Genomic DNA, 26,330 nt, shown 5'->3' on the forward strand with positions numbered 1-26,330 from the left:
CGACGGACCGTCAGACGCCGATCAGGTCGACCACGAAGATCAGGGTCGAGTTCGCCGGGATCGCCGGGGTCGGCGACTGCTTGCCGTAGCCCAGGTGCGGCGGGATGGTCAGCTTGCGACGGCCGCCCACCTTCATGCCCTGCACGCCCTGGTCCCAGCCCTTGATGACCCGGCCGCCGCCCAGCGGGAAGCGGAAGGTCGAGCCGCGGTTCCAGCTCGCGTCGAACTCCTCGCCGGTCTCGAAGGTCACGCCGACATAGTGCACCTCGACATTGGCGCCGGCCTTGGCCTCGGCGCCGGTGCCGACCTCGATGTCCTCGATGAGCAGCTCGGCCGGAGCCTCGCCACCGGGGAAGTCGATCTCGGGCTTCGTCTTCTGGCTCACAACTACCTCTTCTCATCGGCCGCCTGAGGCGGCCTCACATCAGTCCACACAGCACGGCGGCGGATCCGCCGCACGAGGGCTCCGCCAGGAACCACCGTACGGGCATCCGCCGCCCGCGCAGATCAGGCCCGGCCGCAGGTCGCCCCGCCGGCCGGAAGCCACCATCCTGCCATCACTGGCCGCCGGACCCCTGACCCGCGTCCAGAATGTCGATCACGAAGACCAGCGAGGCGTTGGCCGCGATGCCACTGCCGGCCGGCGGCTGCGCACCGTAGGCCTGCGCGGCCGGGATCACCAACTCGATCCGGCTGCCGACGTTCTGGCCGACCACACCCTTGTCCCAGCCGGCGATGACCTGGCCGCCGCCGGTGACGAAGCTGAACGCCTGGCCCTTCTCCACCGAGGAGTCGAACTTCTTGCCGTCCTTCAGGGTCACCCCGGTGTACTGGACGACGACCTCCTCGCCGCTCTCCACCTTCGGGCCCTTGCCCTGGATCAGCACCGCGGTCTTCAGGTCGGTCGGGTCGGTGACGCCGGCCGGCGGGGTGATGGTGTCGGCGGTCTTGCCACCGTTCACCTTGACCTGCGGGAAGTCGGCCGGCGGGGCGGTCATGTCACCGCTCACCCGGGCGTCCGGCGCGCTCACCCGCTGGATGTCGATCACCAGGACCAGGGTGTCCTTGGCGCCCAGGCCCAGCTGCGCGTTGCCCTGGTCGCCGAAGGCGGCCGCCGGTGGAGCGACCACCAGCAGCCGGCTGCCCGCCTTCTGGCCCACCAGGGTGGCGTCCAGCGCCGGGATCACCTGTCCGGTGCCGGGCTGCAGGATCAGCGACTTGCCCTGGTCGTAGGAGCCCGGGATGTCCTTGCCGGTCTGCCAGTCCTTGAGGGTGAAGTCGGCGGAGACCCAGTCACCCTTGTTGATCTTGCTGCCGTCACCCTCGGAGATCGGCTTGACCACGAAGGTGCCGTCCGGCGCCTGCTGCGGCACCGTGATGTTCGCCTTCTTGCCGAAGTCGCCGGCGACCGTCGGCAGCACCTTCGCGTCGGTCTTGATCGGCGGCACGGGGGCCTGGCTCGGCGAGGGCGGGGTGCTCGGCGTGGCGGTGGCCGCGTCCGAGGCCTTGGCCGCCTTGTCGTTGTGCTGGTTCACGGCGTAGAGCCCGACGCCGCTGCCGACCAGCAGCAGCGTGATCACCACGCCGAGGATCACGCCCAGCCGGCCGCCGCCGCCCACGTTCTCGTAGTCGGCCTCGGAGATCTCCTGCTTGCGCACGGTGGAGGCGAAGACCTGCGGCTCCTCCGGCTTGGCGGCGCCCGGGATCGGCGGCGCGCTCTCACCGGGCTTGGTCCAGCCCGCCTGCTGCTTGAGAATCGACGGCGGAATCACGATCGACTCACCGTCGCCAGGCAGCGGGCCTCCGGGCCGGGGCGCCGCCGGGTCGGCGACAGGGGCGCTCGCGGTGTCGGCCTCGCTCGGGCCCGACGGATTCTCAGCCATTTCTCCCCATCCTCGCCATCAGATCGCTCGCCGCTGTGCGAATCGGCAGCAGTATGTCAGCTTGCCATGAGCGCGGGCACTCATTGGGTGTGCATGACACACCAGGAGTACCCGCGCGCGTGACAGAAGCACCGCCGGCCGAGCAGCCGTGGTCAGACAGCTTCCAGGATGTCGATGACGAAGACCAGGGTGGAGTTGGCCGGAATTCCGCTCTGCGCGGTCGACCCGTAGCCCAGCGACGGCGGGATCACCAGCATCACCCGGCTGCCCACCGGCTGCCCCACCAGCCCCTGGTCCCAACCCGCGATCACGCTGCCGGTGCCCACCTGAAGCGCCTGCGCGCCGCCGTGGCTCCACGAGGAGTCGAACTGCTGCCCGTTGCTGTAGAGCACCCCGGTGTACTGCACCAGCAGGGTCTGGCCGGACTGCACCGGCTTGCCGTCGCCCTTGATCAGCACCGTGGTCTGCAGCGAGGTCGGCGCGGGCTGCCCGGCCGGGATGGTGATCGTCGGCGCGGCCTTGCCGTTGTCCTTGACCTGCGGCTGGTTGGCCGGCGGCTCGGTCTGCGTCCCGGTCACCACCGAGTCCGGCGGCACCGCCTCCACGATGTCCAGCGCGAACACCACGGTCTCGTCCTTGCCCACCCCGAGCTGCTGGTTACCGGTGCTGCCGAAGGCCGTCGAGGGCGGCGCCACCACCAGCACCCGGCTGCCCACCTTCTTGCCCACCACGCTCTGGTCGAAGGCCGGCACCAGCTGGCCGTTCCCCGCCTGGTAGAGCTGCGGCTTGGCGCCCGCGTCGTAGGAGCTCGACAGGTCCTTGCCGGTGGTCCAGTCCTTGGCGGAGTAGTTGACGGTCACCCAGTCGTTCTTGTTGACCGTCGCCCCCTCCCCCTCGGAGACCGTGGTGACCACGAACTGGCCGGTGGGCTGCCCGGTCAGCGTGATGGTGGCCTTCTTGCCGAAGTCCCCGCTGACCGTCGGCATCGGCGAGGCGGAACCCACCGGGGCGGGCACGCTGGGCGAGGCGCTGGTCGGTGCCGCGGACGGCCCCGCCTTCGTGGGGGTGCTGCTGCTGCACGCGGCGAGCACCAGCATCGGCAGGAGTACGAGCAGTCCGGCTCTGCGGCGCACGGCGATCCTCACGGTCGGTCACATTTACGGATCAGTAAACGTGATCAGCCTAGAACCAGCGCGCCCCGCCTCCCGAGGAGGCGGGGCCGCAGCGATCGGATCAACCCTCTTCACTCAGCCGATCAGGCCTCTCAGCGGCCCGCTCAGCCGGCCGCTCACCTGCCCGCTCACATGCCCGCGATCAGCTTCTCCACCCGCTCGTCCACCGAGCGGAACGGGTCCTTGCAGAGCACCGTGCGCTGCGCCTGGTCGTTCAGCTTCAGGTGCACCCAGTCCACCGTGAAGTCCCGCCGCTGCTCCTGCGCCTTGCGGATGAAGTCACCGCGCAGCCGGGCCCGAGTGGTCTGCGGCGGCACCGACTTGGCCTCGAAGACCTTCAGGTCGGTGGTCACCCGCTGCGCCTGCCCCTTGTTCTGCAGCAGGTAGAAGAGGCCGCGGCGGCGGTGGATGTCGTGGTACGCGAGATCGATCTGGGCGACCCGCGGGTTCGACATGCTCATCTGGTGCTTCTCCCGGTACCGCTCGATCAGCTGGTACTTCATGATCCAGTCGATCTCGGTGCCGACCTTGGCCAGATCCTCGGTGCGCACCGCCTCCAGGGTGCGGCCCCACAGCTCCAGCACCCGACCCACCGTGCCGGTGTTCAGCCCCTTGCGGTCGGCGAACTCCAGCGCCTTCGAGTAGTACTCCTCCTGGATCTCCAACGCGCTCGCCTCCCGCCCGTTGGCCAACCGCACCTGGTGGCGGCCGGTCAGGTCGTGGCTGACCTCGCGGATCGCCCGGATCGGGTTCTCCAGCGTCAGGTCGCGCATCACCACGCCCGCCTCGATCAGGCGCAGCACCAGATCGGTGGCGCCCACCTTGAGCAGCGTGGTGGTCTCCGACATGTTGGAGTCACCGACGATCACGTGCAGTCGGCGGTAGCGCTCGGCGTCCGCGTGCGGCTCGTCCCGGGTGTTGATGATCGGCCGGGACCGGGTGGTCGCCGAGCTGACGCCCTCCCAGATGTGCTCGGCCCGCTGGCTGACGCAGAAGACCGCGCCGCGCGGGGTCTGCAGCACCTTGCCCGCCCCGCAGATCAGCTGGCGGGTCACCAGGAACGGGATCAGCACGTCCGCCAGCCGGGAGAACTCCCCGTGTCGGGCCACCAGGTAGTTCTCGTGGCAGCCGTAGGAGTTGCCGGCCGAGTCGGTGTTGTTCTTGAAGAGGTAGACGTCCCCCGCGATGCCTTCCTCGTGCAGCCGCCGTTCGGCGTCCACCAGAAGGCCCTCGAGGATCCGCTCGCCCGCCTTGTCGTGCGTCACCAGTTCGGTGACGTCATCGCACTCCGGGGTGGCGTACTCCGGGTGCGAACCGACATCGAGGTACAGGCGGGCGCCATTGCGCAGGAACACATTGCTGCTGCGGCCCCAGGAAACTACGCGGCGGAAGAGGTACCTGGCCACCTCGTCCGGAGACAGACGCCGTTGTCCCCGGAACGTACACGTGACGCCGTACTCGTTCTCCAGCCCGAAAATTCGGCGGTCCATGCCTGGACTTTACGCTTTTGGCGGGGATCTGAAACCGTTTCGGAGAGGCCAATCGGATCACGATCCGTGCCGGCCCGGTCACCCACGGGTCACCCGCGAGCACGCCGGTGGGGTGCGGCGGTCAGCCCGTCGCACCCCACCGGCGACCCGCCGTCACTCCTCGGCGCCGGGCTCCTCGGTAGCGGAGGTGGCGTCGGAGGTGGCGTCGGAGGTGGCGTCGGACGTGGTGTCGCCGGACGTGGCCGCAGCCGTGTCGGTACCCGTCTGCGGCTCCGCGTCCGAGTCCGCGTCGGTCGTGGCGTCGCCGCTCAGCAGCCGGCTCAGCTGGCCGCCCAGGATCCGCTTGAACTTGCGCTGCTGGGGCCGCTGCCGGTCCAGCACCGCCACCTCCAACTGCTCGGGGGTGAGGGTGCGCGGCGAGCCGCCGTTGGGGTCACGGGCCAGCGACTCGACAGCCACCCCGAGCGCCTCGGACAGGCTCATCCCCACCCGGTGGCGCTGCCCGAGGTAGTTCCCGATCGAGTCGGCGTTGCCACCGACCACCACCGAGTTCTGCTCGTCGACCACCGAACCGTCAGGGGTGAGCCGGTAGATCTGGTCGTCCTCGGGGCCCTTGCCCACCTCGGCGACGATCAGCTCCACCTCGTACGGCTTCTCGCCGACCGACGAGAAGATGGTGCCCAGCGTCTGCGCGTAGACGTTGGCCAACCCACGGGCCGTCACATCGGCCCGGTCGTAGGAGTACCCGCGCAGATCGGCGTAGCGCACGCCGCCGATCCGCAGGTTCTCGAACTCGTTGTAGCGACCGACCGCGGCGAAGGCGATCTTGTCGTAGATCTCGGACACCTTGTGCAGCGCCCGGGAGGTGTTCTCGGCCACGAAGACGATGCCGTCGGCGTAGGTGAGCACGACCACGCTGCGACCACGCGCGATGCCCTTGCGGGCGTATTCCGCGCGGTCCGCCATGGCCTGCTGCGGCGAGACGTAGAACGGTGTGGACACCGGCGGGTCATCCCCTTCTGGTGGTGGACGGCGGAGTTAGAGGAGCGGAGCCTGGGGACCGTCGGGCTGGTTGCGGCGGTGTTCGGTGATCGAGATCGCGATCTCGCCCACCTCCTGCTCGGAGAGCCGGCGGAAACCGTCCGCGGTGATCAGCGAGACGATCGGGAAGATCCGGCGGGCCAGGTCGGGACCGCCGGTGGCCGAGTCGTCATCGGCCGCGTCGTACAGCGCCTGGACCACCAGGGTGGCGGCCTGATCCGCCGTCAGGTCACTGCGGTAGAGCTTCTTGAGCGAGCCTCGGGCGAAGACCGAGCCGGAGCCGGTCGCGGCGAAGCCGCGCTCCTCGGAGCGCCCACCGGTGACGTCGTAGGTGAAGATCCGCCCACGCCCCAGGTCCAGGTCGTACCCCGCGAACAGCGGCACCACGGCCAGCCCCTGCATCGCCATCCCCAGGTTGCCCCGGATCATGGTGGTCAGCCGGTTGGCCTTGCCCTCCAGCGAGAGCACGGTGCCCTCGATCTTCTCGTAGTGCTCCAACTCCAGCTGGAACAGCCGCACCATCTCGACCGCGAGCCCCGCGGTGCCGGCGATGCCGACCGCGCTGTACTCGTCGGCCGGGAAGACCTTCTCGATGTCGCGCTGGGCGATCACGTTGCCCATGGTGGCCCGCCGGTCACCGGCGATCACCACACCACCGTCGAAGACCGCCGAGACGATGGTCGTCCCGTGCGGCGCCTCGATCGTCAGCCCTTCGGGCAGGGCGCGGCGGCCGGGGATGAGTTCCGGCGAGTGCTCCGCCAGGAACTCCATGAAGGAGGAATGTCCGGGGGTGAGGAAGGCAGCCGGTAGACGCCCGGTGCCACGAGTGTTGGCTTCCACACGATTCCTTCCAGGTAGTCGGCAGCCCGCCGGAGCGCGTCGGGCCGGTCCCGCATCTGCCCCAGCGCCGCGTTGCACGCGAAACAGAGGATGCCACGGACCCTACCCGTTTCGTGGTCGTGATCCACATGCTCTGCGCGTTTGTCCTGGCAGATCGGGCAGATGTGGCACTGCTCCTTGAGCATGGCCCGGAGGTCGGCTTCGGTCATGCCGTAGGTACGGCGGAAATGGCTCTCGCGATTCCGGGCCGAACGACACGGCTTGCAGTACGGCGCCAGGCCGCTTGACTGCTTCGCGTTCCTGTCCCACTCGGAATGCGGTTTCACCTCGCCGCAATCAGGGCACCGCTTGTGACCTTTAGGCACTTCGACGCGCGGCCTCGGGATTCTCCCCTTCGCCCGCTGCCGCGCGTCGTAGTACTTCGCTGAACATTCACGACAATAGGCCTGCAGGCCGCTCCTCATCGACCTATTGCGCGCAAACTGAGCACGGCCCGGCCATTGCTGGCACCGACTGCACCATGCCCGATTTTCAAATTCGGACATCTGGGATTATTGCCCACCCTTCTGAACAAATCCCCGAACGAAGTCCTCTGCGTTGGACTCGAGCACTTCATCGATTTCGTCCAGCACGGAATCGACGTCCTCGCTCAGCTTCTCCTGGCGCTCCTTGAGCTCCTCGGACTGCTCCGCCTCCGCGGTCTGCTCCTCGACGTCCTCCGAGGAGCGGTTCGCCCGCTGCTGGCCGCCGCCGGTGTCCTTGGTCGCCATGTCCCTCACCCCGCTCGCAATCGTCTGGCACGGTTGGTCGGTCCGGGCTTGCTGCTCAGACCCTATACACCGGGTGGCGCGAGGCGCTGCCCGTTCGTGGTTGGTACTTGATGAAACGCCGGAACCTCACCCTGATGATTCCCATCGCCGGGGGCTTTCACCCGTGGTGACGGATCACTCACCCACCGCTCAGCACCCGGACCAGTTCCTCGGCGGTGCGGCAGCGGTCGAGCAGTTCCTTGACGTGGTTGCGGGTGCCGCGCAGGGGCTCCAGGGTGGGGACCCGCTGCAGCGAGTCGCGGCCCGGCAGGTCGAAGATGACGGAGTCCCAGGAGGCCGCGGCCACGTGCTCGGCGTACTGGTCGAGGCAGCGGCCGCGGAAGTAGGCGCGGGTGTCGTCCGGGGGCTGGTGGACGGCGCGCAGCACCTCTTCCTCGGTGAGCAGGCGCTCGAAGCGGCCGCGGGCGACCAGGCGGTTGTAGAGGCCCTTCTCGGCGCGCACGTCGCTGTACTGGAGGTCGACCAGGTGCAGCCGGGGGTTGTCCCAGTCCAGGCCGTCGCGCTGGCGGTAGCCCTCCAGCAGTTCCTTCTTGGCGACCCAGTCGAGCTGCTTGGACAGGCTCATCGGGTCGCGCTCCAGCTTGCCGAGCACGTCCTCCCAGCGGCTGAGCACGTCCTTGGTCTGCTCGTCGGCGTCGTGGCCGTAGCGGTCCTCGACGTACTTGCGGGCCAGTTCGTAGTACTCCATCTGAAGCTGGACGGCGGTGAGCTTGCGGCCGTTGCGCAGCGTGATCTGGTACCGCAGCTCGTGGTCGTGGGAGACCCGGTGCAGGGTGCGCACGGGCTGGTCGACGGCGAGGTCGACGGCGATGAAGCCGTCCTCGATCATGGCCAGCACCAGCGAGGTGGTGCCGAGCTTGAGGTAGGTGGAGATCTCCGAGAGGTTGGCGTCGCCGATGATCACGTGCAGCCGGCGGTACTTCTCCGCGTCGGCGTGCGGCTCGTCGCGGGTGTTGATGATCGGGCGCTTGAGGGTGGTCTCCAGGCCGACCTCGACCTCGAAGTAGTCGGCCCGCTGGCTGAGCTGGAAGCCGTGGGCGGAGCCGTCCTGGCCGATGCCGACCCGGCCGGCGCCGGTGACCACCGGGCGGGAGACGAAGAACGGGGTGAGGTGGCGCACGATGTCGGCGAACGGGGTGGCCCGCTGCATCAGGTAGTTCTCGTGGGTGCCGTAGGAGGCGCCCTTGTTGTCGGTGTTGTTCTTGTAGAGGTGGATGTTCTGCCCGTTGGGCAGCTCCAGGGCGCGGGCGGCCGCCTCGGCCATGATCCGCTCGCCGGCCTTGTCCCAGAGCACGGCGTCGCGCGGGTTGGTCACCTCGGGCGAGCTGTACTCGGGGTGTGCGTGGTCGACGTAGAAGCGGGCTCCGTTGGTGAGGATGATGTTGGCCAGGCCGATGTCCTCGTCGGTGAGTTGGCTGGCGTCGGCCACCTCCCGGGCGAGGTCGAATCCCCTCGCGTCCCGCAGCGGGTTCTCCTCCTCGAAGTCCCAGCGGGCGCGGCGCGCCCGGTGCATCGCCGCCGCGTAGGCGTTGACGATCTGGGACGAGGTGAGCATGGCGTTGGCGTTGGGGTGTCCGGGTACGGAGATCCCGTACTCGGTCTCGATGCCCATCACGCGCCTTACGGTCATGCGGCCCTCCTTGCCCGTCGCTCCGCCCCGAGCGGGCGGGGCACCGACGTCCCTGCTGTGCCACCGCGGCTGACGGACCATCGGGTCCGCCAGCCGCGTCTGTCGAGCCTGTCCGGCCTGCCGGGGCCGTGGGCGCTTGCTACAGGTACTGCCCGGTGTTGGCGACGGTGTCGATGGAGCGGCCGGACTCCGCGCCCTGCTTGCCGGTGACCAGCGTGCGGATGAAGACGATCCGCTCGCCCTTCTTGCCCGAGATCCGGGCCCAGTCGTCCGGGTTGGTGGTGTTGGGCAGGTCCTCGTTCTCCTTGAACTCGTCCACGCAGGCGGCGAGCAGGTGGGAGACCCGCAGACCGCGCTGGCCGTGGTCGAGGAAGTCCTTGATCGCCATCTTCTTGGCCCGGTCCACGATGTTCTGGATCATGGCGCCGGAGTTGAAGTCCTTGAAGTAGAGGACTTCCTTGTCACCGTTGGCGTAGGTGACCTCCAGGAAGCGGTTCTCCTCGCTCTCGGTGTACATCCGCTCGACCACGGTCTGGATCATGGCGAGCACGGTGGTGTCCACCGAGCCCTCGTGCTCCTTGAGGTCGTCGGGGTGGAAGGGCAGCGAGTTCCTGAGGTACTTGGAGAAGATGTCCTTGGCGGCCTCGGCGTCCGGACGCTCGATCTTGATCTTGACGTCGAGTCGGCCGGGGCGCAGGATCGCCGGGTCGATCATGTCCTCGCGGTTCGAGGCGCCGATCACGATGACGTTCTCCAGGCCCTCCACGCCGTCGATCTCGGCGAGCAGCTGGGGGACGATGGTGTTCTCCACGTCCGAGCTGATGCCGGAGCCGCGGGTGCGGAAGAGCGACTCCATCTCGTCGAAGAAGACGATGACGGGGGTGCCCTCGCTGGCCTTCTCGCGCGCCCGCTGGAAGACCAGGCGGATCTGCCGCTCGGTCTCGCCGACGAACTTGTTGAGCAGCTCGGGGCCCTTGATGTTGAGGAAGTAGCTCTTGCCCTGCGGGCGGCCGGTGACCTCGGCGACCTTCTTGGCGAGCGAGTTGGCCACCGCCTTGGCGATCAGCGTCTTGCCGCAGCCGGGCGGGCCGTAGAGGAGGACGCCCTTGGGCGGGCGCAGCTCGTACTCCTTGAAGAGGTCGGCGTGCAGGTAGGGCAGTTCGACCGCGTCGCGGATCTGCTCGATCTGGTTGGCGAGGCCGCCGATCTGGCGGTAGTCGATGTCCGGGACCTCTTCGAGGACCAGTTCCTCGACTTCGGCCTTGGGCACCACCTCGTAGACGTAGCCGGAGCGCGGCTCCAGCAGCAGCGCGTCGCCGGCGCGCAGCGTGATGTCACGCAGCGGCTCGGCCAGCCGCACCACCCGCTCCTCGTCGGTGTGTCCGACGACCAGCGCGCGTTCGCCGTCCTCGAGCACCTCCTTGAGGGTGACGAGGTCGCCGATCGACTCGAAGGCGAAGGCGTCGACGATGTTGAGTGCCTCGTTGAGCAGGACTTCCTGCCCGCGACGCAGCTCGTCCAGGTCGATGGTGGGGCTGACGTTGACGCGCAGCTTTCGCCCGCCCGTGAAGATGTCGGCGGTGCCGTCCTCGTTCTGCGTGAGGAAGGTGCCGAATCCGGCGGGGGGCTGGGCCAGCCGGTCCACTTCCTCCTTGAGGGCCACGATCTGGTCGCGGGCCTCGCGCAGGGTGGCTGCGAGCCGCTCGTTCTGAGCGGTCACGCCGGCCAGGTTGGTCTGAAGCTCGACGATCCGGTCTTCGAGAACTCTCGAAGAGCGCGGGGAGTCGGCCAGCTTGCGACGCAGCACGGCGATCTCCTGCTCCAGGTACGAGACCTGTGCGGCCTCGTCGGAACCACGGGCGGGCTTGCCGGCACTGCGGTTGTAGTCGTCATCGTGGGCTGCCACGGTCCTCACCTCCTCCGGGGAGCGGGATGCTTCCAGACCCTACCTGCACTAGGGGTCGCGTAAACCCCTAGATCAAGAAAGACGGAAGGGGTGTGTCCGATCTTCACCCGTGTGTGCTTCCCCTCGGCAAGCAGATACCCACCGCACACGCCCGGAAAGCGGGCGGAGGGTAGGGTCGAGCGAGTCAATATCCGATCGTGACCGTTTCTAGGCAGGAACCGATGTCAGTGACCAGTGGGGCGGGTGCCGCCGAGCCTCTCGAGGTGTGGATCGATCAGGACCTGTGCACCGGGGACGGGATCTGTGTCCAGTACGCGCCGGAGGTCTTCGAACTGGACATCGACGGTCTGGCCTATGTGAAGGGCGAGGACGACGAGTTGCGCCAGCAGCCGGGGGCCACCACGCGGGTGCCGCTGACGCTGCTTCAGGACGTGGTGGACTCGGCGAAGGACTGCCCGGGCGACTGCATCCACGTGCGACGGGTCGCCGACCGCGTCGAGGTGTACGGGCCGGACGCGGACTGAGCCGCGAGTGGCCCCTGACCGGGGCGAGTTGGCGCCCCGTCAGGCTGAGCGGTGCTGACCCTCGGTCAGGTCGCGGCGGTCGGGGCGATCTGCTGGGTGCGCTGGTAGCCGTCGGCGTGCCGGGTCCAGTTGAACTGGACGGTCAGGTCGGGGCAGCAGCGCGGCACGTCGGCGGTGGAGTAGCCCTTGGCGATGGCGGTGATGGTGCCGTCGGAGCGCAGCGCGAGCCGGGTCACGGTGAAGCCCTCCTGCCAGCGCAGCAGGGTGTCGCGCACGGCCGGGTGGCCGTCCTGGCCGGGGGCGAGGACGAAGACGCCGTCGGGGGCGGTGCCGCTGCCGGCCTGGCAGTGGGCGGCGACCACGGTGGCCGGGGTGCCGTCGCCCAGGTCGGCGGTGAAGCTGATCGACACGGCGGTGGGCATCGGTCCGCAGTCCAGCGGGAGCTGGGCCTGGGCGGGGTCCGGGGCCTGCGCGGTGGGCAGCGCGTGCGGGGTGTCGGTGGCGCCCTGCGCGCTGCCCGGGGCGCCGAGCGGGTGGCTCGCGACGCTCGGTGCGGCGGCCAGCGTGCCGGTGACCAGGGCGGTGCAGGCCAGCGCGACCAGGCCCCAGCGCCAGGGGCCCGAGCGGGCGGCGGCGGGTGCCGGCGCCTGGGCACGCTCGGTGGGTCGGGGGGTGCGCGCCGGATCGGGTGCCGTCGTGTCCGCTGCGTTGGCCAAGAGGTCCCCTCCACCGGCCCGGGGTGAACGTGTACGCGCAGATCGTCGCACATGGGCGCGGTGTGGTCGGCACCGGGGGCGCCGCCCGTCGAGCAGCCGGCCGAACGCCTCCGGGGCGGCGCTCCGGGCGGGAGCGCCGCCCCCGAGGGCGGACGGGCGGGACGGGTCGTCCCGGTCAGTCCTGGTCGATCACCGGCGTGGCGGCCTTGGCGGCGGCCCGGGCGGCGGCGCGCTCGGCCAGGCTGGTCTCGACCGAGCCGTTGTCGTAGTCCTCGCCGTAGGCGCCCTTGGCGGGGCGGCGGCGGCGCAGCGGCGGCTCGACGCCGTCGGCCAGCCGGCGGGAGGTGAGCAGGAAGCCGGTGTGCCCGATCATCCGGTGGTCGGGGCGGACGGCCAGGCCCTCGACGTGCCAGGTGCGGACCATGGTCTCCCAGGACTGCGGCTCGGTGAAGGTGCCGTGCTCGCGCAGCGCCTCGACGGTGCGCGACAGCTGGGTGGTGGTGGCCACGTAGCAGCAGATCAGGCCGCCGGGGACGAGCGCCTTGGCGGCGACGTCCAGGCACTCCCAGGGCGCCAGCATGTCCAGGATGATCCGGTCGACGTCGCTCTCCACCAGGTTGTCCTGGAGGTCGCCGACGGTGAGCTTCCAGGCCGGGTGGGCGCCGCCGAAGTAGCGCTCGACGTTGCTGCGGGCGATGTCCGCGAAGTCCTGGCGGCGCTCGTAGGAGGCCAGCAGCCCGGTGTCGCCGACGGCCCGCAGCAGGTAGGTGCTGAGCGCGCCGGAGCCGACGCCGGCCTCGACCACGCGGGCGCCGGCGAAGATGTCGGCCATGGCCAGGATCTGCCCCGCGTCCTTGGGGTAGATCACGGCGGCGCCGCGGGGCATGGACAGGACGTAGTCGGGGAGCAGGGGGCGCAGCGCGAGATAGGGGACGTTCCCGGTGGTGCGCACGACGGTGCCCTCGGGGGCGCCGATCAGCTCATCATGTGGGAACGCGCCCTTGTGGGTGTGGAAGTTCTTTCCACCCTCGAGCGTGAACGTGTAGTGACGGCCCTTGGGGTCGGTCAGCTGAACCTGATCCCCGACCGTGAATGGCCCCCGCCTGCGGGTGGCACCGGTCGGTTCGGACATGCCGACAATCCTATCCCGGCCCGGACACCGCTCGACGCCGGGCGATCATCACGGTCCGTGACCGGCAGCTGTGGGCTCAGCGGCCGGTGAGCACCGCGCTCAGCCGGCGTTCGACGTCGGAGACGGCGAGCACGCCGTAGGGCCGGCCGTCCTCCTCGACCACCAGGTACTCGCTGGCCGGGGTGGTGCGCAGCGCGGCCAGCAGCTGCTCGCCGTCCAGGTCGGCGGAGATCCGCAGGCCGGGTTCGAGCGAGCGGGCCAGCGCCCCGACGGCCACCCAGGGGCGGCGGTGCTCCGGGACCTGGAGCACGGCGGCCTCCTTGACCAGCGCGATCGGGTCGCCGTGGCCGTCGATCACCACCACCGCGCCGGCCTGGGCCTCGCGGGCCTGGCGCAGCGCCTCGGCGAGCGGGGTCTCGGCGGTGACCGAGACGGCCCGACGGGTCAGGCCGCGCACCGCCAGGCCGGGCAGCGCCTCCTTGAGTCTCGCGTTGCGCAGGGCCCCGCCGGCGCCGTTCCAGATCACCACGGCGAGCACCGCGGCCAGCACCGAGTCGAGCAGCGCCTGGCTGCCGCTCTGCTGGGCGCCGGCCCGGGCCGAGCTGATCGCGGGCAGGCCGAACAGCACGACCAGGGCGAGCACCCGCCCGGCCCAGGCGGCCGCGATGGTGCCGGTCATCTGGCGTCCGGTCAGGCCCCAGACCACGGCGCGCAGCATCCGGCCGCCGTCCAGTGGCAGGCCGGGCAGCAGGTTGAAGACGGCGACCACCAGGTTGGCCACCATCAGGCCGGCCAGCAGCACGCCGGGCACGGTCTCCAGCTCGACCAGGTCCAGGAAGAGCCAGCAGATCCCGCCGAGCACCAGGGAGAGCAGCGGCCCGACGAAGGCCAGCCAGAACTCCCGGCCGGGGGTCTCGGCCTCCTTCTCGATCTCGGAGATGCCGCCGAAGAACTGCAGTTGGATCCGGCGGACCCCGAGCTTGTAGCGCAGCGCGACCAGGGTGTGGGCCAGCTCGTGGACCAGGACGGAGGCGTAGAAGGCGATCGCGAAGGAGAGCGCCACCAGGTAGCGGGTGAAGCCGAGGCCGGGCAGCACGTTGGAGAGCTGGTCGCCGAAGAGCCAGGTGATCAGGGCGGCGATCAGGAACCAGGTGGGGGTGACGTAGATCGGCACGCCGAACGGACGGCCCATCAGGATCGCGCCGCCGGGACGCTCCGGCTCCTTGGCGGGGCCGTCGGGGCCGGCGGGACCGTTCTGGCGTGGCGGTTGCTGTGAGGTCTGCTGCCCTGTGGTGTCGCTCACCGTGACCCCTTCAGGTCGTCGTCCCCGCCTCGGCCCCGTCCCTGGCGGGCGGAGGCTGCCCACGCTACGTGATCTCGGACCGCGATGGCGTGAGTGCCCCCTGGTGAACGTTCTACCCAACTTGCGGGCGGTGAGTGGTCTGACAGCCGGATGACAGCCGGACCCCATAGGGTCTGGGTATGCAGCAGACCGAGACCGCCCGCCAGGCCGTGCCGCCGAGCGGGCTGTCCCCTTCGCGCGCCGGGGACTTCCTGACCTGCCCGCTGCTCTACCGGCTGCGGGTGATCGACAAGCTGCCGGAGCCGCCGAGCCAGGCGGCCACCCGGGGCACCCTGGTGCACGCGGTGCTGGAGCGGCTCTTCGACCACCCGGCCGGCGAGCGGACCCCGCAGCGCGCGCTGGAGCTGCTGCGCCCGCAGTGGGAGCGGCTGCTGGGTGAGCGGCCGGAGCTGGCCGAGCTGTTCCCGGGTGCGGACGCGGGCGCGGACGGGGAGGCGGACGGGGAGGCGGCCGAGCAGTTGGCGCGCTGGCTGGCGGACGCCGAGAAGCTGCTCGCCCAGTGGTTCCGGCTGGAGGACCCGACCCGGCTGGAGCCGGTGGAGCGCGAGCTGTACGTGGAGACCGTGCTCGACTCGGGGCTGAAGCTGCGCGGCTACATCGACCGGGTCGACGTGGCGCCCACCGGCGAGGTGCGGCTGGTGGACTACAAGACCGGGCGCGCGCCCTCGCGGGACTTCGAGGGCAAGGCGATGTTCCAGATGAAGTTCTACGCCCTGGTGGTGTGGCGCTGGAAGGGCGTGCTGCCCAAGCGGCTGCAGCTGGTGTACCTGGGCGGCGGCGGTGACGTGGTCAGCTACGACCCGGACGAGGCGGACCTGCGCTCGGTGGAGCGCAAGCTGCTGGCGCTCTGGGAGACCATCGGCCGGGCGGTGGCCACCGGGGAGTTCCCGGCCACCCGCAACCGGCTCTGCGACTGGTGCGACCATCAGGCGAGCTGCCCGGAGTTCGGCGGGACTCCCCCGCCCTACCCCCTGCCGATCACCGGGCTGCCGCCGCAGAAGACCGTGACGAGCATGACGAGCAAGGAGTCCTAGGTGGCGATCCGAGTGCTGCTGGTCGACGACCAGCCACTGCTGCGCACCGGTTTCCGGATGATTCTGGAGGCCGAGTCCGATCTGGTGGTGGTGGGCGAGGCCGGGGACGGTCAGCAGGCGCTGGAACAGGTGCGGGCCCTGCAGCCCGATGTGGTGCTGATGGACATCCGGATGCCCCGGATGGACGGGGTGGAGGCGACCAGACGGATCGTCGGGCCGGGTCGGGACGGCCCGGTGAAGGTGCTGGTGCTGACCACCTTCGACCTGGACGAGTACGTGGTGGAGGCGCTGCGGGCCGGGGCCAGCGGGTTCCTGCTCAAGGACGTGCCGGCCGAGGAGCTGGTGCAGGCGATCCGGGTGGTGGCCGACGGGGCCGCGATGCTGGCGCCCTCGATCACCCGCCGGCTGCTGGACATGTACGCGACCCGGCTGCCCTCGGGCGACGAGACGCCCTCGCCCGCGCTGACCGCGCTGACCGAGCGGGAGATGGAGGTGTTGCGGCTGGTCGCCAAGGGGCTGTCGAACGCCGAGATCGCCGCCGAGCTGTTCGTCAGCGAGACCACGGTGAAGACGCACGTGGGCCATGTGCTGACCAAGCTCGGGCTGCGCGACCGGGTGCAGGCCGCGGTCTTCGCCTACGAGAGCGGGCTGGTCCGGCCGGGCGCGGCATAGGCCCTGCCCTGCCCTGCGGGAAACGATTCGTCGATTCGTCGATTCGTCAGCTGGCAGCAGCCGTACGAGAAGCCCGAGGGGCCGTCCGGAGTTCCGGACGGCCCCTCGGCGTACCGCGCCCGGCTCAGCCGCGGCTGAGCTCGGAGAACCGGATGAGGGAGGTGGAGTCCACGGCGGCCTCCACGCCGTTGATGTCCTCGCGTGCGGTGTAGAGCGCCTTGCTCTGCACCAGCGGGACCATCGGGACGTCGACGGCCAGCTGGTTCTGGATGGTGCCGAAGGTGCCGGCGGACTGCAGGCGGTCGGCCTGGCGCTGGGTCTGCGGGAGCAGCTGCTGGCTGATCACCGGGTCGTCGAAGCCGTTGTGGAAGGATCCACCGTCGACCACCAGCGGCGCCACGAAGTCCTCGGCGTCCGGGTAGTCGGCGCTCCAGCCGGTGGTGTAGGCCTGGTAGCTGCCCTGTGCCCAGGCCTTGCGGTAGACGCTCCAGTCGGCCACCTGCTGGGTGGTGACCTGGAACAGCCCGCCGGCCTCCAGCTGCTTCTTCAGTGCCGCGGCCTCGGCGCCCGAGGCGGCGGCGCCGGTCCAGGCGAGGTTGAACTTGACCGGCGTGGCGATCTTCGCGGTTGCCAGGATCGCCTTGGCCTTGGCCGCGTCCGGCTGACCGTACTTGTCGAAGAAGGCGGTGTTGTGCCCGGCGACGCCCTGCGGGACGACCGAGTAGAGCGGCTGCACGGTGTTCGAGAAGACCTGGCTGCTGAGCTGGTCGCGGTCGACCAGCTGGGCGGCGGCCTGGCGCACCGCCTGCTGACTCAGCGTCTGGTCCTTGGTGTTGAAGACCAGGAAGCCGGAGTCGCTGCCGTCCACCTCGGTGACCTTGAGGGTGCCCTTGCCGGCCGTCTGGTCGGCCTGCAGCTGGGCGGCCACCTTCGGGTCCAGGCTGTTGTCGGCCAGGTCGACCTGGCCGCTGTCCAGCGCGCTCTTCAGCTGGTCGGGCTGGGTGAAGAAGCGGACCGCGATCTTCGAGGTCTTCGCCTTCTCGTCGCCCTGGTACTTGCCGTTGGCCGACAGGCTGACCTTGGCGGGGGTCTTGGTGCCGTCCGAGGCGGTGGTCTCGTCCACCGAGTCGATCTTGTACGGCCCCGAACCGATCAGCTGGTCGTTGGCCAGCTCCTTGTCGGCCGGGAAGACGCTGTGGTCCACGATCGAGCCGGCGCCGCTGGCCAGCTTGTCCGGCAGCACCGCGTCGGGCTGGGTCAGGTGGAAGACCACGTCGCTGTCGCCCTGCGCCTCGACCGACTTGACGGTGTCGAGGAGCGAGGCGGGACCGTTCGGGTCGGCGATCTTCTTCATCCGGTTCACCGAGAAGACCACGTCCTGCGCGGTCAGCGGGTGGCCGTTGGAGAAGGTCAGGCCCTGGCGCAGGGTGCAGTGGTAGGTCATCGCGTCAGAGCTGAACTCGCAGGACTGCGCGGCGTCGGGCTGCGGCGTGGTGGCGCCGACCGGGAACCGGAGCAGCCCCTGGAAGGTGTTCTCCAGGATCAGCCAGGAGCCGATGTCGTAGGCACCGGCCGGGTCGAGCACGGTGGTGCTGTTGACGGTGCCCAGGGTGATCGGGCTGCTGCTGCCGCCACCCGCGATGGACTTGACCGAGCCGCAGCCGGCCAGCGAAGTGGCGACCAGGGCCGCACACCCCAGGGTCGCGATGCGCCCGGGCACGCGTCGTATGGCTGAAGTCATGCGTTCCTTCTCCGTGCAGGCCGGCCGTGGGGACCGGTGGGCAGGCCGCTGGACGGCCCCGGATCAGGGATTCGCGCCGCACGCTCTGCCCAAGGCGTGTCGGGATAGACCGCGCCAGCCTGCCATATCCCGCAGGTCGCGCTCACCGCCGCCGGGGAACGGGGTATGCGAAGGACGTGCGCAGAGCCGACGAGTTGTCAGCCGATGTCCGGTTTCGCCCTACCAGGCCGGGCCGACTCGCGGCCCGGCGGGCGGGAAAAGGAGACGAGCGTCACATTCGGGCGGCGAAATCACAGGTGGTATCACACCTGGGCGGCGACCGCCGAGCGCAGCAGGTCCAGGTCGAGTTCGGCCAGCGAGCGCAGCACAACGCGCCCGGGAGCGGCGGCGATCGGCGCCACCGAAGGCACCGCGATCACCGGACAGCCGGCCGCCTCGCCGGCCTGGACGCCCAGCGGCGCGTCCTCGATCACCACGCAGCGGGCCGGTGTGGCGCCGAAGCGGGCGACCGCGGCCAGGTACGGGTCGGGGTGCGGCTTGGTGCGGGTCACCTCGTCACCGGCCACCGAGAAGGCGAACGGGTGGTCCCCGAGGTTCTTCAGGACCAGGTCGATGATCCGCCGGTGCGAGGCGGAGACCAGCGCGGCCGGGATCCGGTGCTCGGCGAGCAGCGCCAGCAGCTCGGCGGCGCCGGGCATCAGCGGCGCGCCACCGTCCAGCAGTTCGACGAAACGCTCGTTGATCCCGACGGCCAGCTCGGCCGGGCTCACCTCCAGGCCGGTGACGCCGAGCAGGTAGTCGATCACCCGGGTCATCGGACCGCCGACCACGTGGGCCCGGTGCGAGTCGTCCAGCGGGTGGCCGAGTTCGGCGAAGAGCGAGGCCTCGGCCTGCCACCAGTACTGCTCGCTGTCGATCAGCGTGCCGTCCATGTCCACCAGCACCGCCTGCGGGTCCGGGCCGCCGAGCGCGTCGAGCTGCACGGCTGCGGTGTCGACAGTGGTCATGCGGCACGCTCCTTCGCTGTTCGACCCCGCCCCTGCGGAGCGGGGTCGTCCAGGATACGCGCCCGGACACGAACGGCACGCGACCAAGGCGTTACCGCGCGTTGAAGTACTTCGCCTCGGGGTGGTGGATCACGATGGCGTCGGTGGACTGCTCGGGGTGGAGCTGGAACTCCTCGGAGAGCACCACGCCGATCCGCTCCGGCTTGAGCAGCTCGGCGATCTTGGCGCGGTCCTCCAGCTCGGGGCAGGCACCGTAGCCGAGCGAGAAGCGGGCGCCGCGGTACTTGAGCGCGAACATGTCCCGGACGTCCTGCGGGTCCTCGTCGCCGAAGCCCAGCTCGAAGCGGACCCGGGCGTGCCAGAACTCGGCCAGCGCCTCGGCCAGTTGCACCGACAGGCCGTGCAGCTCCAGGTAGTCGCGGTAGGCGTTGGCCTGGAACAGCTCGTTCGCGGCCTCGGAGACCCGGTTGCCCATGGTGACCACCTGCAGGCCGAGCACGTCGCGCTCGCCGCTCTCCTCCGGACGGAAGAAGTCCGCCAGGCACAGGCGGCGGCCGCGCCGCTGGCGCGGGAAGGTGAACCGGGTGCGCTCGGTGCCGTCCTGGTGGTAGACGATCAGGTCGTCGCCCTTGGAGTTGGCCGGGTAGTAGCCGTAGATCACGGCCGGCTCCAACCAGCCCTCGGTCTGCAGCCGGTCCAGCCACATCCGCAGCCGCGGCCGGCCCTCGGTCTCCACCAGCTCCTCGTAGGACGGTCCCTGGCCGGTGCGCGCCGCCTTCAGACCCCACTGGCCCTTGAACAGCGCGTCCTCGTCCAGCCAGGAGGCGTAGTCGGCGAACGGGATGCCCTTGACGATCCGGTCGCCCCAGAACGGCGGGGTGGGCAGCCGGTTGTCCACCGCGACGTCCGAGCGGATCTGGCCGAGGTTCGGCTCCTGCTCCTCCTCGACCACCTCGGTGCGGGCGTGCCGGCGCTGGCGCAGCTCGGGCAGGGCCGCGCCCGGCACCCCGCGCTTGACGCCGATCAGCGCGTCCATCAGCTTGAGGCCCTCGAAGGCGTCCCGGGCGTAGCGGACCTCGCCCTCGTAGATGGCGTGCAGGTCCTGCTCGACGTAGGCCCGGGTGAGCGCGGCGCCGCCGAGGATCACCGGGAAGTCGGCGGCCAGCTTGCGCTGGTTCAGCTCCTCCAGGTTCTCCTTCATGATCACGGTGGACTTGACCAGCAGGCCCGACATGCCGATCACGTCCGCCCGGTGCTCCTGGGCGGCCTCCAGGATCGCCGAGACGGGCTGCTTGATGCCCAGGTTGACCACGGTGTAGCCGTTGTTGGACAGGATGATGTCCACCAGGTTCTTGCCGATGTCGTGCACGTCGCCCTTGACGGTGGCCAGCACGATGGTGCCCTTGCCCTCGTCGTCGGACTTCTCCATGTGCGGCTCCAGGTACGCCACCGCACCCTTCATCACCTCGGCGGACTGCAGGACGAAGGGCAGTTGCATCTGGCCGGAGCCGAACAGCTCGCCGACCACCTTCATGCCGTCCAGCAGCGTCTCGTTGACGATCGCCAGTGCCGGACGCTCGGTGAGCGCCTCGTCCAGGTCGGCCTCCAGGCCCTTGCGCTCGCCGTCGATGATCCGGCGCTTGAGCCGCTCCTCCAGCGGCAGCGCCGCCAGCTCCTCGGCCTTGGACGCGGCGCTGGAGGCGGCCGAGACGCCCTGGAAGATCTCGAGCAGCTTCTGCAGCGGGTCGTAGGCCGGTTCGTCCCCGTGCTCGGGGCGGCGCCGGTCGTAGACCAGGTCGAGCGCGACCTGGCGCTGCTCCTCGGGGATCCGCGCGATCGGCAGGATCTTGGCGGCGTGCACGATCGCCGAGTCCAGACCGGCTTCGACGCACTCGTGCAGGAAGACCGAGTTGATCACCTGACGGGCCGCCGGCGAGAGGCCGAAGGAGATGTTGGACAGGCCCAGCGTGGTCTGCACGTCCGGGTGACGGCGCTTCAGCTCGCGGATCGCCTCGATGGTCTCGATGCCGTCGCGGCGCGACTCCTCCTGCCCGGTGCCCAGGGTGAAGGCCAGGCAGTCCACCAGGATGTCGCTCTCGGCGATGCCGTACTCGCGGCCCAACTGCTCGATCAGCCGCTCGGCGATGGCGACCTTGGTCTCGGCGGTGCGGGCCTGACCGCTCTCGTCGATGGTCAGCGCGATCAGCGCCGCGCCGTGCTCGCGAGCCAGCGCCGCGACCTTGCCGAACCGGGTGTCGGGACCGTCGCCGTCCTCGTAGTTGACCGAGTTGAGCACCGCGCGCCCGCCCAGCAGCTCCAGGCCCGCGCGCAGCACCTGCGGCTCGGTGGAGTCCAGCACGATCGGCAGGGTGGAGGCCGTCGCGAGGCGGCCGGCGATCTCCTTCATGTCCGCTACGCCGTCGCGGCCCACGTAGTCCACGCACAGGTCCAGCAGGTGCGCGCCCTCGCGGATCTGCTCGCGGGCGATCTCCACGCAGGCCTGCCAGTCGCCGGCCAGCATCGACTCGCGGAACTTCTTCGAGCCGTTCGCGTTGGTCCGCTCGCCGATCGCCAGGTAGGAGGTGTCCTGGCGGAACGGGACCGCCTGGTAGAGCGAGGCGGCGGCCGGCTCGGGGCGCGGGTGGCGCTCGGCCAGCGGGCGGCCCTGGACCCGCTCGACCACCTGGCGCAGGTGCTCGGGTGTGGTGCCGCAGCAGCCGCCGACCAGCGACAGGCCGTACTCGCGGGTGAAGGTGTCGTGCGCGTCCGCCAGCTCGGCGGGGCTCAGCGGGTAGTGCGCACCGTCCTTGCCGAGCACCGGCAGACCGGCGTTCGGCATGCAGGAGAGCCCGATCCGGGCGTTCTTGGCCAGGTAGCGCAGGTGCTCGCTCATCTCGGCCGGGCCGGTGGCACAGTTCAGGCCGATGTAGTCGAGGGACAGCGGCTCCAACGCGGTCAGCGCGGCCCCGATCTCCGAGCCCAGCAGCATGGTGCCGGTGGTCTCGACCGTCACCTGGGCCAGCACCACCAGGTCGAGGCCGGCCTCGGCCAGCGCGTCCTTGCAGCCCAGCACCGCCGCCTTGGTCTGCAGCAGGTCCTGGCTGGTCTCCACCAGCAGCGCGTCCGCGCCGCCCGCGATCAGGCCGGCCGCGTTCTGCTTGAAGCCCTCGCGGACCAGGTCGAAGGTGGTGTGACCCAGCGTCGGCAGCTTGGTGCCCGGGCCGATCGAACCGAGCACCCAGCGGGTGCGGCCGTCCTCGTAGGAGTCGGCCACCTCGCGGGCGATCCGGGCGCCGGCCTCGGACAGCTCGAAGATCCGCTCGGGAATGTCGTACTCCCCCAGCGCCGTGAGGTTCGCGCCGAAGGTGTTGGTCTCCACGCAGTCCACGCCGACCGAGAAGTACGCCTGGTGCACCCCGCGCACGATGTCGGGACGGGTCACGTTCAGGACCTCGTTGCAGCCTTCCAGGTCCTGGAAGTCCTCGAGCGTCGGATTCTGTGCCTGCAGCATCGTCCCCATCGCGCCGTCGGCGACGACGACCCGGCTGGCGAGGGCCTCGCGCAGCGCGGTGGCGCGGGCCTGGTGGACGGCGGTCTGGGTGCCTGCGGGGACACTGGTGGCCATGGGGCTACTCCCTGGATGCGACGGCTGTCGGCTATGCGCACCCTCCGGACGGGGGCGCACCCCGCCAGCGTATCCGGCCGGGCGCTCTGCGACGGAGACCATTCCGTATGGTGGGCCATCAGAGCTGACCCAGGGGCGGAATTCGTGGTCGAAGCGTGGCATTCGAGCAGGTGGCGGCAGGTCTCGGCGAGGTGGCGGCAGGTCCTGGCGGGCGGTGGGCGGCGGCTGCGGGCCGGGTGGCGGGGCTGGTCACGGCGACGGCCGATCGTCACGCTCACCGCGCTGGCGCTGGTGGCCCTGCTGGTGCTGCCACCGGCCGGGATCGCCACGGCGCTGCGGCTGGAGGCCGCCGGGACGCCCTCCGCGCTGGCCCGCACCCGGGGGCAGGACGCGGCCTGGCTCGGGCACGCCTGGGTGGACGGCCGCAAGGGCCCGGCTGACCTGGCCGGGCTGCCGCAGCTGATCCAGGGCGGCATCCGGGACCTGTTCGTACATGCCGGCCCGCTGAACGACGACGGCTCGCTGCCCGCCGACCGCTACCCGCAGGCCGGCGCCCTGCTCGCGGCGGTGCACCGCGAACTGCCCGGTGTGCGGGTGCAGGCCTGGCTGGGCGACCTGGTGGCACCGGAGGAGGTCGGGCTCCACTTGGACGACCCGGCGGTTCGCCGACGGATCACCGACTCGGCGGCGCAGGTGCTGGACGCGGGCTTCGACGGCGTGCACTTCGACCTGGAGCCGGTGCACTCGGGCGACGCCGGCTACCTCGCGCTGCTCGACCAGGTGCACGCGCTGACCGCCGCGCGCGGCGTGCCGTTCTCGGTGGCCACCCCGCAGATCGATCCGCTACCGGGGCTGCACGCCGTGGCGGGCACCCTCACCGGGCATCCCAAGTGGTGGTCGCAGGCCTACTTCGGGCAGGTGGCGCGGCGGGTCGACCAGGTGGCGGTGATGTCCTACGACACCGCGATGCCGCTGCCCTCGCTCTACACCGGCTACGTCGCGCAGCAGACCGCGCTGGCCTTGGAGGTCACCCCGGCCTCGGTCGACCTGCTGATGGGGCTGCCCGCCTACGACGCCGACCAGGTGGGCCACCGGGGCTCGGCCGAGACGGTGGCGGCGGCGGTGCGCGGGGTGCGCCTGGCGCTGGGGCGGCACGCGGCGGGGCGGCAGGCCTTCGGGGTGGCCGTCTACGCGGACTTCACGGCGACGGCGGCGGACTGGGCGACGTACCGGCGGGACTGGTGCGGGCTGGACTGACCGGGCGGTGAGCGGTGCGAGGGGAACCGGTGCTGCCGAGCAGATCTGACGATCCGTCACCCGAGCGCGCAAGCCGGCCGCTGGGCCCCGACCTCCCGGGGCCCAGCGGCGGGCGGGGCGGCTCAGTTGAAGTCGAGCTCGCCGGTGCGGGTGCGCTTCAGCTCGAAGAACTTCGGGAAGCCGGCCAGCAGCCGGGCGCCGTCGAAGAGCTTGACCGCATCCTCGCCACGCGGGATCGCGGTCAGCACCGGGCCGAAGAAGGCCACGCCGTCGATGTGGATGGTCGGGGTGCCGACGTCCTCGCCGACCGGGTCCATGCCCTCGTGGTGGCTGCGCCGCAGCGCCTCGTCCCACTCGGTGCTGGTCGCGGCCTCGGCCAGCTCGGCGGGCAGGCCAACGTCGGCCAGCGCCAGCGGGATGACCTCGGCGTAGTCCTTGTTGTCCTGGTTGTGGATCCGGGTGCCCAGCGCGGTGTAGAGCTCGCGCAGCACCTTGGGACCGTGCTGCTCGGCGGCGGCGATGCAGACCCGGACCGGGCCCCACCCACGGTCGAGCATCTCCTTGTAGCGCTCAGGCAGGTCCTCGCGCCCGGCGTTGAGCACGGACAGGCTCATCACCTTGAAGTCAAGGTCCAGGTCACGCTGCTGCTCGACCTCCAGGATCCAGCGGGAGGTGATCCAGGCGAAGGGGCAGATCGGGTCGAAGTAGAAATCGACCTTCGTGGTCGTGTTCTGCTCGGAAGTCGTCATGGGCCCAACCATAGGACGCCGCTCTGACACTCGGCAGACCCTTTCGCGATTGTCCGCCCGGCGGCCGCCGACTTCGTCGGGTACCCGGTCGGGCGGTCAGCCGGTGCGCTTTCTCCAGGTGGTCAACCGGGCGGCCGGCGCGCGCAGTTCGGTCCGCAGCTCGGCCGGGCGCGGCACCGTGTGGGGGCGGCCGGGGTGGGCCAGCTGGGTTCTCCGAGGGAACTCGCGAGGCCGACGCCATCCGGACGGGTTCCGTCCTGATTCGATCCTAGGGTCGGTGGTGAGCGACTTCGAGGAGGAGATTTCCGTGAGCACGTTCGTTCTTGTTCCCGGGTACTGGCTGGGCGGCTGGGCCTGGGACCGGGTGACCGAGCCGCTGCGGGCGACCGGGCACGCGGTGCACGCCGTCACGCCGACCGGGCTCGGCGAGCGGGCCGACGAGGGCGGCCCTGAGGTCGACCTGGAGACCCACATCGGCGACCTGACCGACCTGATCACCGCCGCGGACCTGCACGAGGTGGTGCTGGTCGCGCACAGCGGCGCCGGCGCGCCGGTGACCGGGGCCGCAGACCGGGTGCCCGAGCGGATCCGGCGGGTGGTCTACCTGGACAGCGGCCCGCTCCCCGACGGGCTGGCGCCGCTCGACCAGCAGCCGCCCGAGCAGCGGGCGCGCATCGAGGCCGCGCTGGTGGACGGCTGGCGCTACCCGCTGCCGTCCTGGGAGCAGCTGGCGGCGAACGGCGTGAGCCTGACCGGACTCGACGAGGCGGAGCTGGCGCTGTTCCGCGAGCGGGCCACCGACCAGCCCGTGGGGACCCTTCGACAGGCACTCGAACTCACCGGCGCGGCAGCGGGGGTGCCCAAGACGCTGGTGAGCTGCTCGTACCCGCTGGACGCGGTGCGGGCGATGATCGCGCAGCGGCACCCGTGGTTCGCGGCGCTCGGCGGGCCGGAGTGGCAGCTGGCGGAACTGCCCACCGGGCACTGGCCGATGTTCTCCGAGCCGGCGCAGACGGCTCGAGTGCTGGCGCGGGTGGCCGACGCCTGAGGGAGCGTCACCGATCCTGGCTCGTCGTGCCGGACGCTCAGACCTGTGCGCGCCCTTTCTGACTGAGGAGTTGAGAGACGCGTTGAGGGGTGATGCCGAGAACCGCAGCGATCTCACGGCCGGACAGGCCGAGAGCCTTGAGCTGCGCCGCGATCGTGCGCCGCTTCTCACTCGCGCGCTGCTGCGCGGCGGTCGCCTCGTCGTCGGCCGCACGCAGGACGACGAGTTCACCATCGACGCCGGCCCCGATCTCGGGCGTGACACGGACCTCGAAGGAGTCCTCGGGGATGTCCCGCTCCAGGGCGATGTAATCGCGAGCCATGTGCTCGGCGTCGAGCAGCGTGCGGGACTGCGTGACACCGACGCCGTCGATGTGCAGCTCCCAGCCGTGCCGCCACCGCTTGGCGACGACGGTGTACGAAGTCGGCTTCTCGGTCACTTGATCCATCCCTTCGGCAGGCAGGCGAGCTTCTTCGCCGTATCGTTCACAACCCCCGGCGACACCATGGTGTGCCGGGGGATGTGGGCCTGGTGTCGGCCACACGGGCAGATCCACTTGGTGTGACTGCCGAGGTCCGACTTGACCGTGCAGCCCTGGGCCATCAGCTTGCGCTCCAGTTCCCTGAGCTTCATTCCCGCTACCATGACCAATAATCTAGCCCCCTTGATC

23 protein-coding genes and 1 pseudogene are annotated in these 26,330 nt (G+C 70.5%); 5 read left to right on the forward strand and 19 right to left on the reverse strand.

The features are described from left to right. Window positions 1-10: 10 nt before the first annotated feature. From ABH937_RS01285 to arc, 10 genes and pseudogenes are all read right to left on the reverse strand, one after another. On the reverse strand, window positions 11-385 hold the full coding sequence (locus ABH937_RS01285; RefSeq protein WP_280689196.1) for an FKBP-type peptidyl-prolyl cis-trans isomerase: 375 nt from the start codon (window positions 383-385) through the stop codon (window positions 11-13). Between the two features lie 172 nt (window positions 386-557). Continuing rightward, window positions 558-1,883 (reverse strand): FKBP-type peptidyl-prolyl cis-trans isomerase, encoded by a 1,326-nt coding sequence (locus ABH937_RS01290; protein ID WP_370216832.1) that lies wholly within the window; start codon window positions 1,881-1,883, stop codon window positions 558-560. 152 nt (window positions 1,884-2,035) lie between these two features. Beyond that, window positions 2,036-3,028: an FKBP-type peptidyl-prolyl cis-trans isomerase gene (locus ABH937_RS01295; protein ID WP_280689198.1), complete on the reverse strand. Its 993-nt coding sequence runs from the start codon at window positions 3,026-3,028 to the stop codon at window positions 2,036-2,038. A gap of 155 nt (window positions 3,029-3,183) precedes the next feature. Beyond that, window positions 3,184-4,545, reverse strand: a complete 1,362-nt coding sequence (gene pafA / locus ABH937_RS01300) for a Pup--protein ligase (RefSeq protein ID WP_280689199.1) — start codon at window positions 4,543-4,545, stop codon at window positions 3,184-3,186. A 153-nt stretch (window positions 4,546-4,698) separates the two neighbouring features. Continuing rightward, a complete protein-coding gene (prcA, locus tag ABH937_RS01305) occupies window positions 4,699-5,547 on the reverse strand; it encodes a proteasome subunit alpha (RefSeq protein ID WP_370216833.1) in 849 nt (282 codons plus the stop codon). Between the two features lie 36 nt (window positions 5,548-5,583). Beyond that, complete coding sequence (gene prcB, locus ABH937_RS01310) at window positions 5,584-6,426, reverse strand: proteasome subunit beta (RefSeq protein ID WP_280689201.1); 843 nt, start codon at window positions 6,424-6,426, stop codon at window positions 5,584-5,586. Window positions 6,427-6,494: 68 nt separating this feature from the next. After that, window positions 6,495-6,971: pseudogene (locus tag ABH937_RS01315) on the reverse strand (endonuclease domain-containing protein); the annotation flags it as partial. Window positions 6,972-6,977: 6 nt separating this feature from the next. Then, complete coding sequence (locus ABH937_RS01320; RefSeq protein ID WP_280689202.1) at window positions 6,978-7,196, reverse strand: ubiquitin-like protein Pup; 219 nt, start codon at window positions 7,194-7,196, stop codon at window positions 6,978-6,980. Between the two features lie 178 nt (window positions 7,197-7,374). Then, on the reverse strand, window positions 7,375-8,886 hold the full coding sequence (gene dop / locus ABH937_RS01325) for a depupylase/deamidase Dop (RefSeq protein ID WP_280689203.1): 1,512 nt from the start codon (window positions 8,884-8,886) through the stop codon (window positions 7,375-7,377). 139 nt (window positions 8,887-9,025) lie between these two features. After that, a complete protein-coding gene (arc, locus tag ABH937_RS01330; protein WP_280689204.1) occupies window positions 9,026-10,792 on the reverse strand; it encodes a proteasome ATPase in 1,767 nt (588 codons plus the stop codon). Between the two features lie 221 nt (window positions 10,793-11,013). Here arc and ABH937_RS01335 point away from each other — a divergent pair, with 221 nt between their 5' ends. Continuing rightward, window positions 11,014-11,316, forward strand: coding sequence for a ferredoxin (locus tag ABH937_RS01335; protein ID WP_280689205.1), 303 nt, complete (start codon window positions 11,014-11,016; stop codon window positions 11,314-11,316). A 65-nt stretch (window positions 11,317-11,381) separates the two neighbouring features. On the opposite strand, the gene ABH937_RS01340 is transcribed toward ABH937_RS01335, so the two are convergent. From ABH937_RS01340 to ABH937_RS01350, 3 genes are all read right to left on the reverse strand, one after another. Further along, window positions 11,382-12,032: a hypothetical protein gene (locus tag ABH937_RS01340; RefSeq protein ID WP_370216834.1), complete on the reverse strand. Its 651-nt coding sequence runs from the start codon at window positions 12,030-12,032 to the stop codon at window positions 11,382-11,384. Window positions 12,033-12,207: 175 nt separating this feature from the next. After that, a complete protein-coding gene (locus tag ABH937_RS01345) occupies window positions 12,208-13,164 on the reverse strand; it encodes a tRNA (adenine-N1)-methyltransferase (protein ID WP_370216835.1) in 957 nt (318 codons plus the stop codon). A 76-nt stretch (window positions 13,165-13,240) separates the two neighbouring features. Continuing rightward, entirely contained in the window at window positions 13,241-14,467 is a 1,227-nt protein-coding gene (locus ABH937_RS01350) for a site-2 protease family protein (protein ID WP_280689208.1), read from the reverse strand. A 179-nt stretch (window positions 14,468-14,646) separates the two neighbouring features. Here ABH937_RS01350 and ABH937_RS01355 point away from each other — a divergent pair, with 179 nt between their 5' ends. After that, window positions 14,647-15,561, forward strand: a complete 915-nt coding sequence (locus ABH937_RS01355) for a RecB family exonuclease (protein ID WP_370216836.1) — start codon at window positions 14,647-14,649, stop codon at window positions 15,559-15,561. Then, a complete protein-coding gene (locus tag ABH937_RS01360; protein ID WP_280689210.1) occupies window positions 15,562-16,233 on the forward strand; it encodes a response regulator transcription factor in 672 nt (223 codons plus the stop codon). It abuts the gene before it with no gap. A 124-nt stretch (window positions 16,234-16,357) separates the two neighbouring features. Here the strand turns inward: ABH937_RS01360 and ABH937_RS01365 are convergent, their stop codons facing one another. The 3 genes from ABH937_RS01365 to metH form a co-directional block, all read right to left on the reverse strand. Beyond that, window positions 16,358-17,974 carry an ABC transporter substrate-binding protein gene (locus ABH937_RS01365; RefSeq protein WP_280689211.1) on the reverse strand — a complete coding sequence of 539 codons (1,617 nt, stop codon included), beginning with the start codon at window positions 17,972-17,974 and terminating at the stop codon, window positions 16,358-16,360. Between the two features lie 302 nt (window positions 17,975-18,276). Beyond that, window positions 18,277-18,981 carry an HAD family phosphatase gene (locus ABH937_RS01370; RefSeq protein WP_280689212.1) on the reverse strand — a complete coding sequence of 235 codons (705 nt, stop codon included), beginning with the start codon at window positions 18,979-18,981 and terminating at the stop codon, window positions 18,277-18,279. 91 nt (window positions 18,982-19,072) lie between these two features. After that, window positions 19,073-22,606, reverse strand: a complete 3,534-nt coding sequence (metH, locus tag ABH937_RS01375; RefSeq protein WP_280689213.1) for a methionine synthase — start codon at window positions 22,604-22,606, stop codon at window positions 19,073-19,075. A 225-nt stretch (window positions 22,607-22,831) separates the two neighbouring features. Here metH and ABH937_RS01380 point away from each other — a divergent pair, with 225 nt between their 5' ends. Next, complete coding sequence (locus ABH937_RS01380; protein WP_370146327.1) at window positions 22,832-23,863, forward strand: hypothetical protein; 1,032 nt, start codon at window positions 22,832-22,834, stop codon at window positions 23,861-23,863. Between the two features lie 122 nt (window positions 23,864-23,985). On the opposite strand, the gene ABH937_RS01385 is transcribed toward ABH937_RS01380, so the two are convergent. Beyond that, window positions 23,986-24,612, reverse strand: coding sequence for a disulfide bond formation protein DsbA (locus tag ABH937_RS01385; RefSeq protein ID WP_280689214.1), 627 nt, complete (start codon window positions 24,610-24,612; stop codon window positions 23,986-23,988). Window positions 24,613-24,919: 307 nt separating this feature from the next. Here ABH937_RS01385 and ABH937_RS01390 point away from each other — a divergent pair, with 307 nt between their 5' ends. Further along, the gene (locus ABH937_RS01390; protein WP_280689215.1) at window positions 24,920-25,660 is read left to right on the forward strand and encodes an alpha/beta hydrolase; all 741 of its coding nucleotides are present in this window, start codon (window positions 24,920-24,922) and stop codon (window positions 25,658-25,660) included. A gap of 37 nt (window positions 25,661-25,697) precedes the next feature. Here ABH937_RS01390 and ABH937_RS01395 read toward each other — a convergent pair whose 3' ends face one another. Continuing rightward, entirely contained in the window at window positions 25,698-26,099 is a 402-nt protein-coding gene (locus ABH937_RS01395; RefSeq protein ID WP_280689216.1) for a hypothetical protein, read from the reverse strand. Beyond that, a complete protein-coding gene (locus ABH937_RS01400; RefSeq protein WP_280689217.1) occupies window positions 26,096-26,293 on the reverse strand; it encodes a hypothetical protein in 198 nt (65 codons plus the stop codon). Before ABH937_RS01400 ends, ABH937_RS01395 begins: the two co-directional genes overlap by 4 nt. Window positions 26,294-26,330 lie beyond the last annotated feature (37 nt).

It is taken from the genome of Kitasatospora sp. GAS1066B, assembly GCF_041262605.1.
Lineage (GTDB): Bacteria > Actinomycetota > Actinomycetes > Streptomycetales > Streptomycetaceae > Kitasatospora.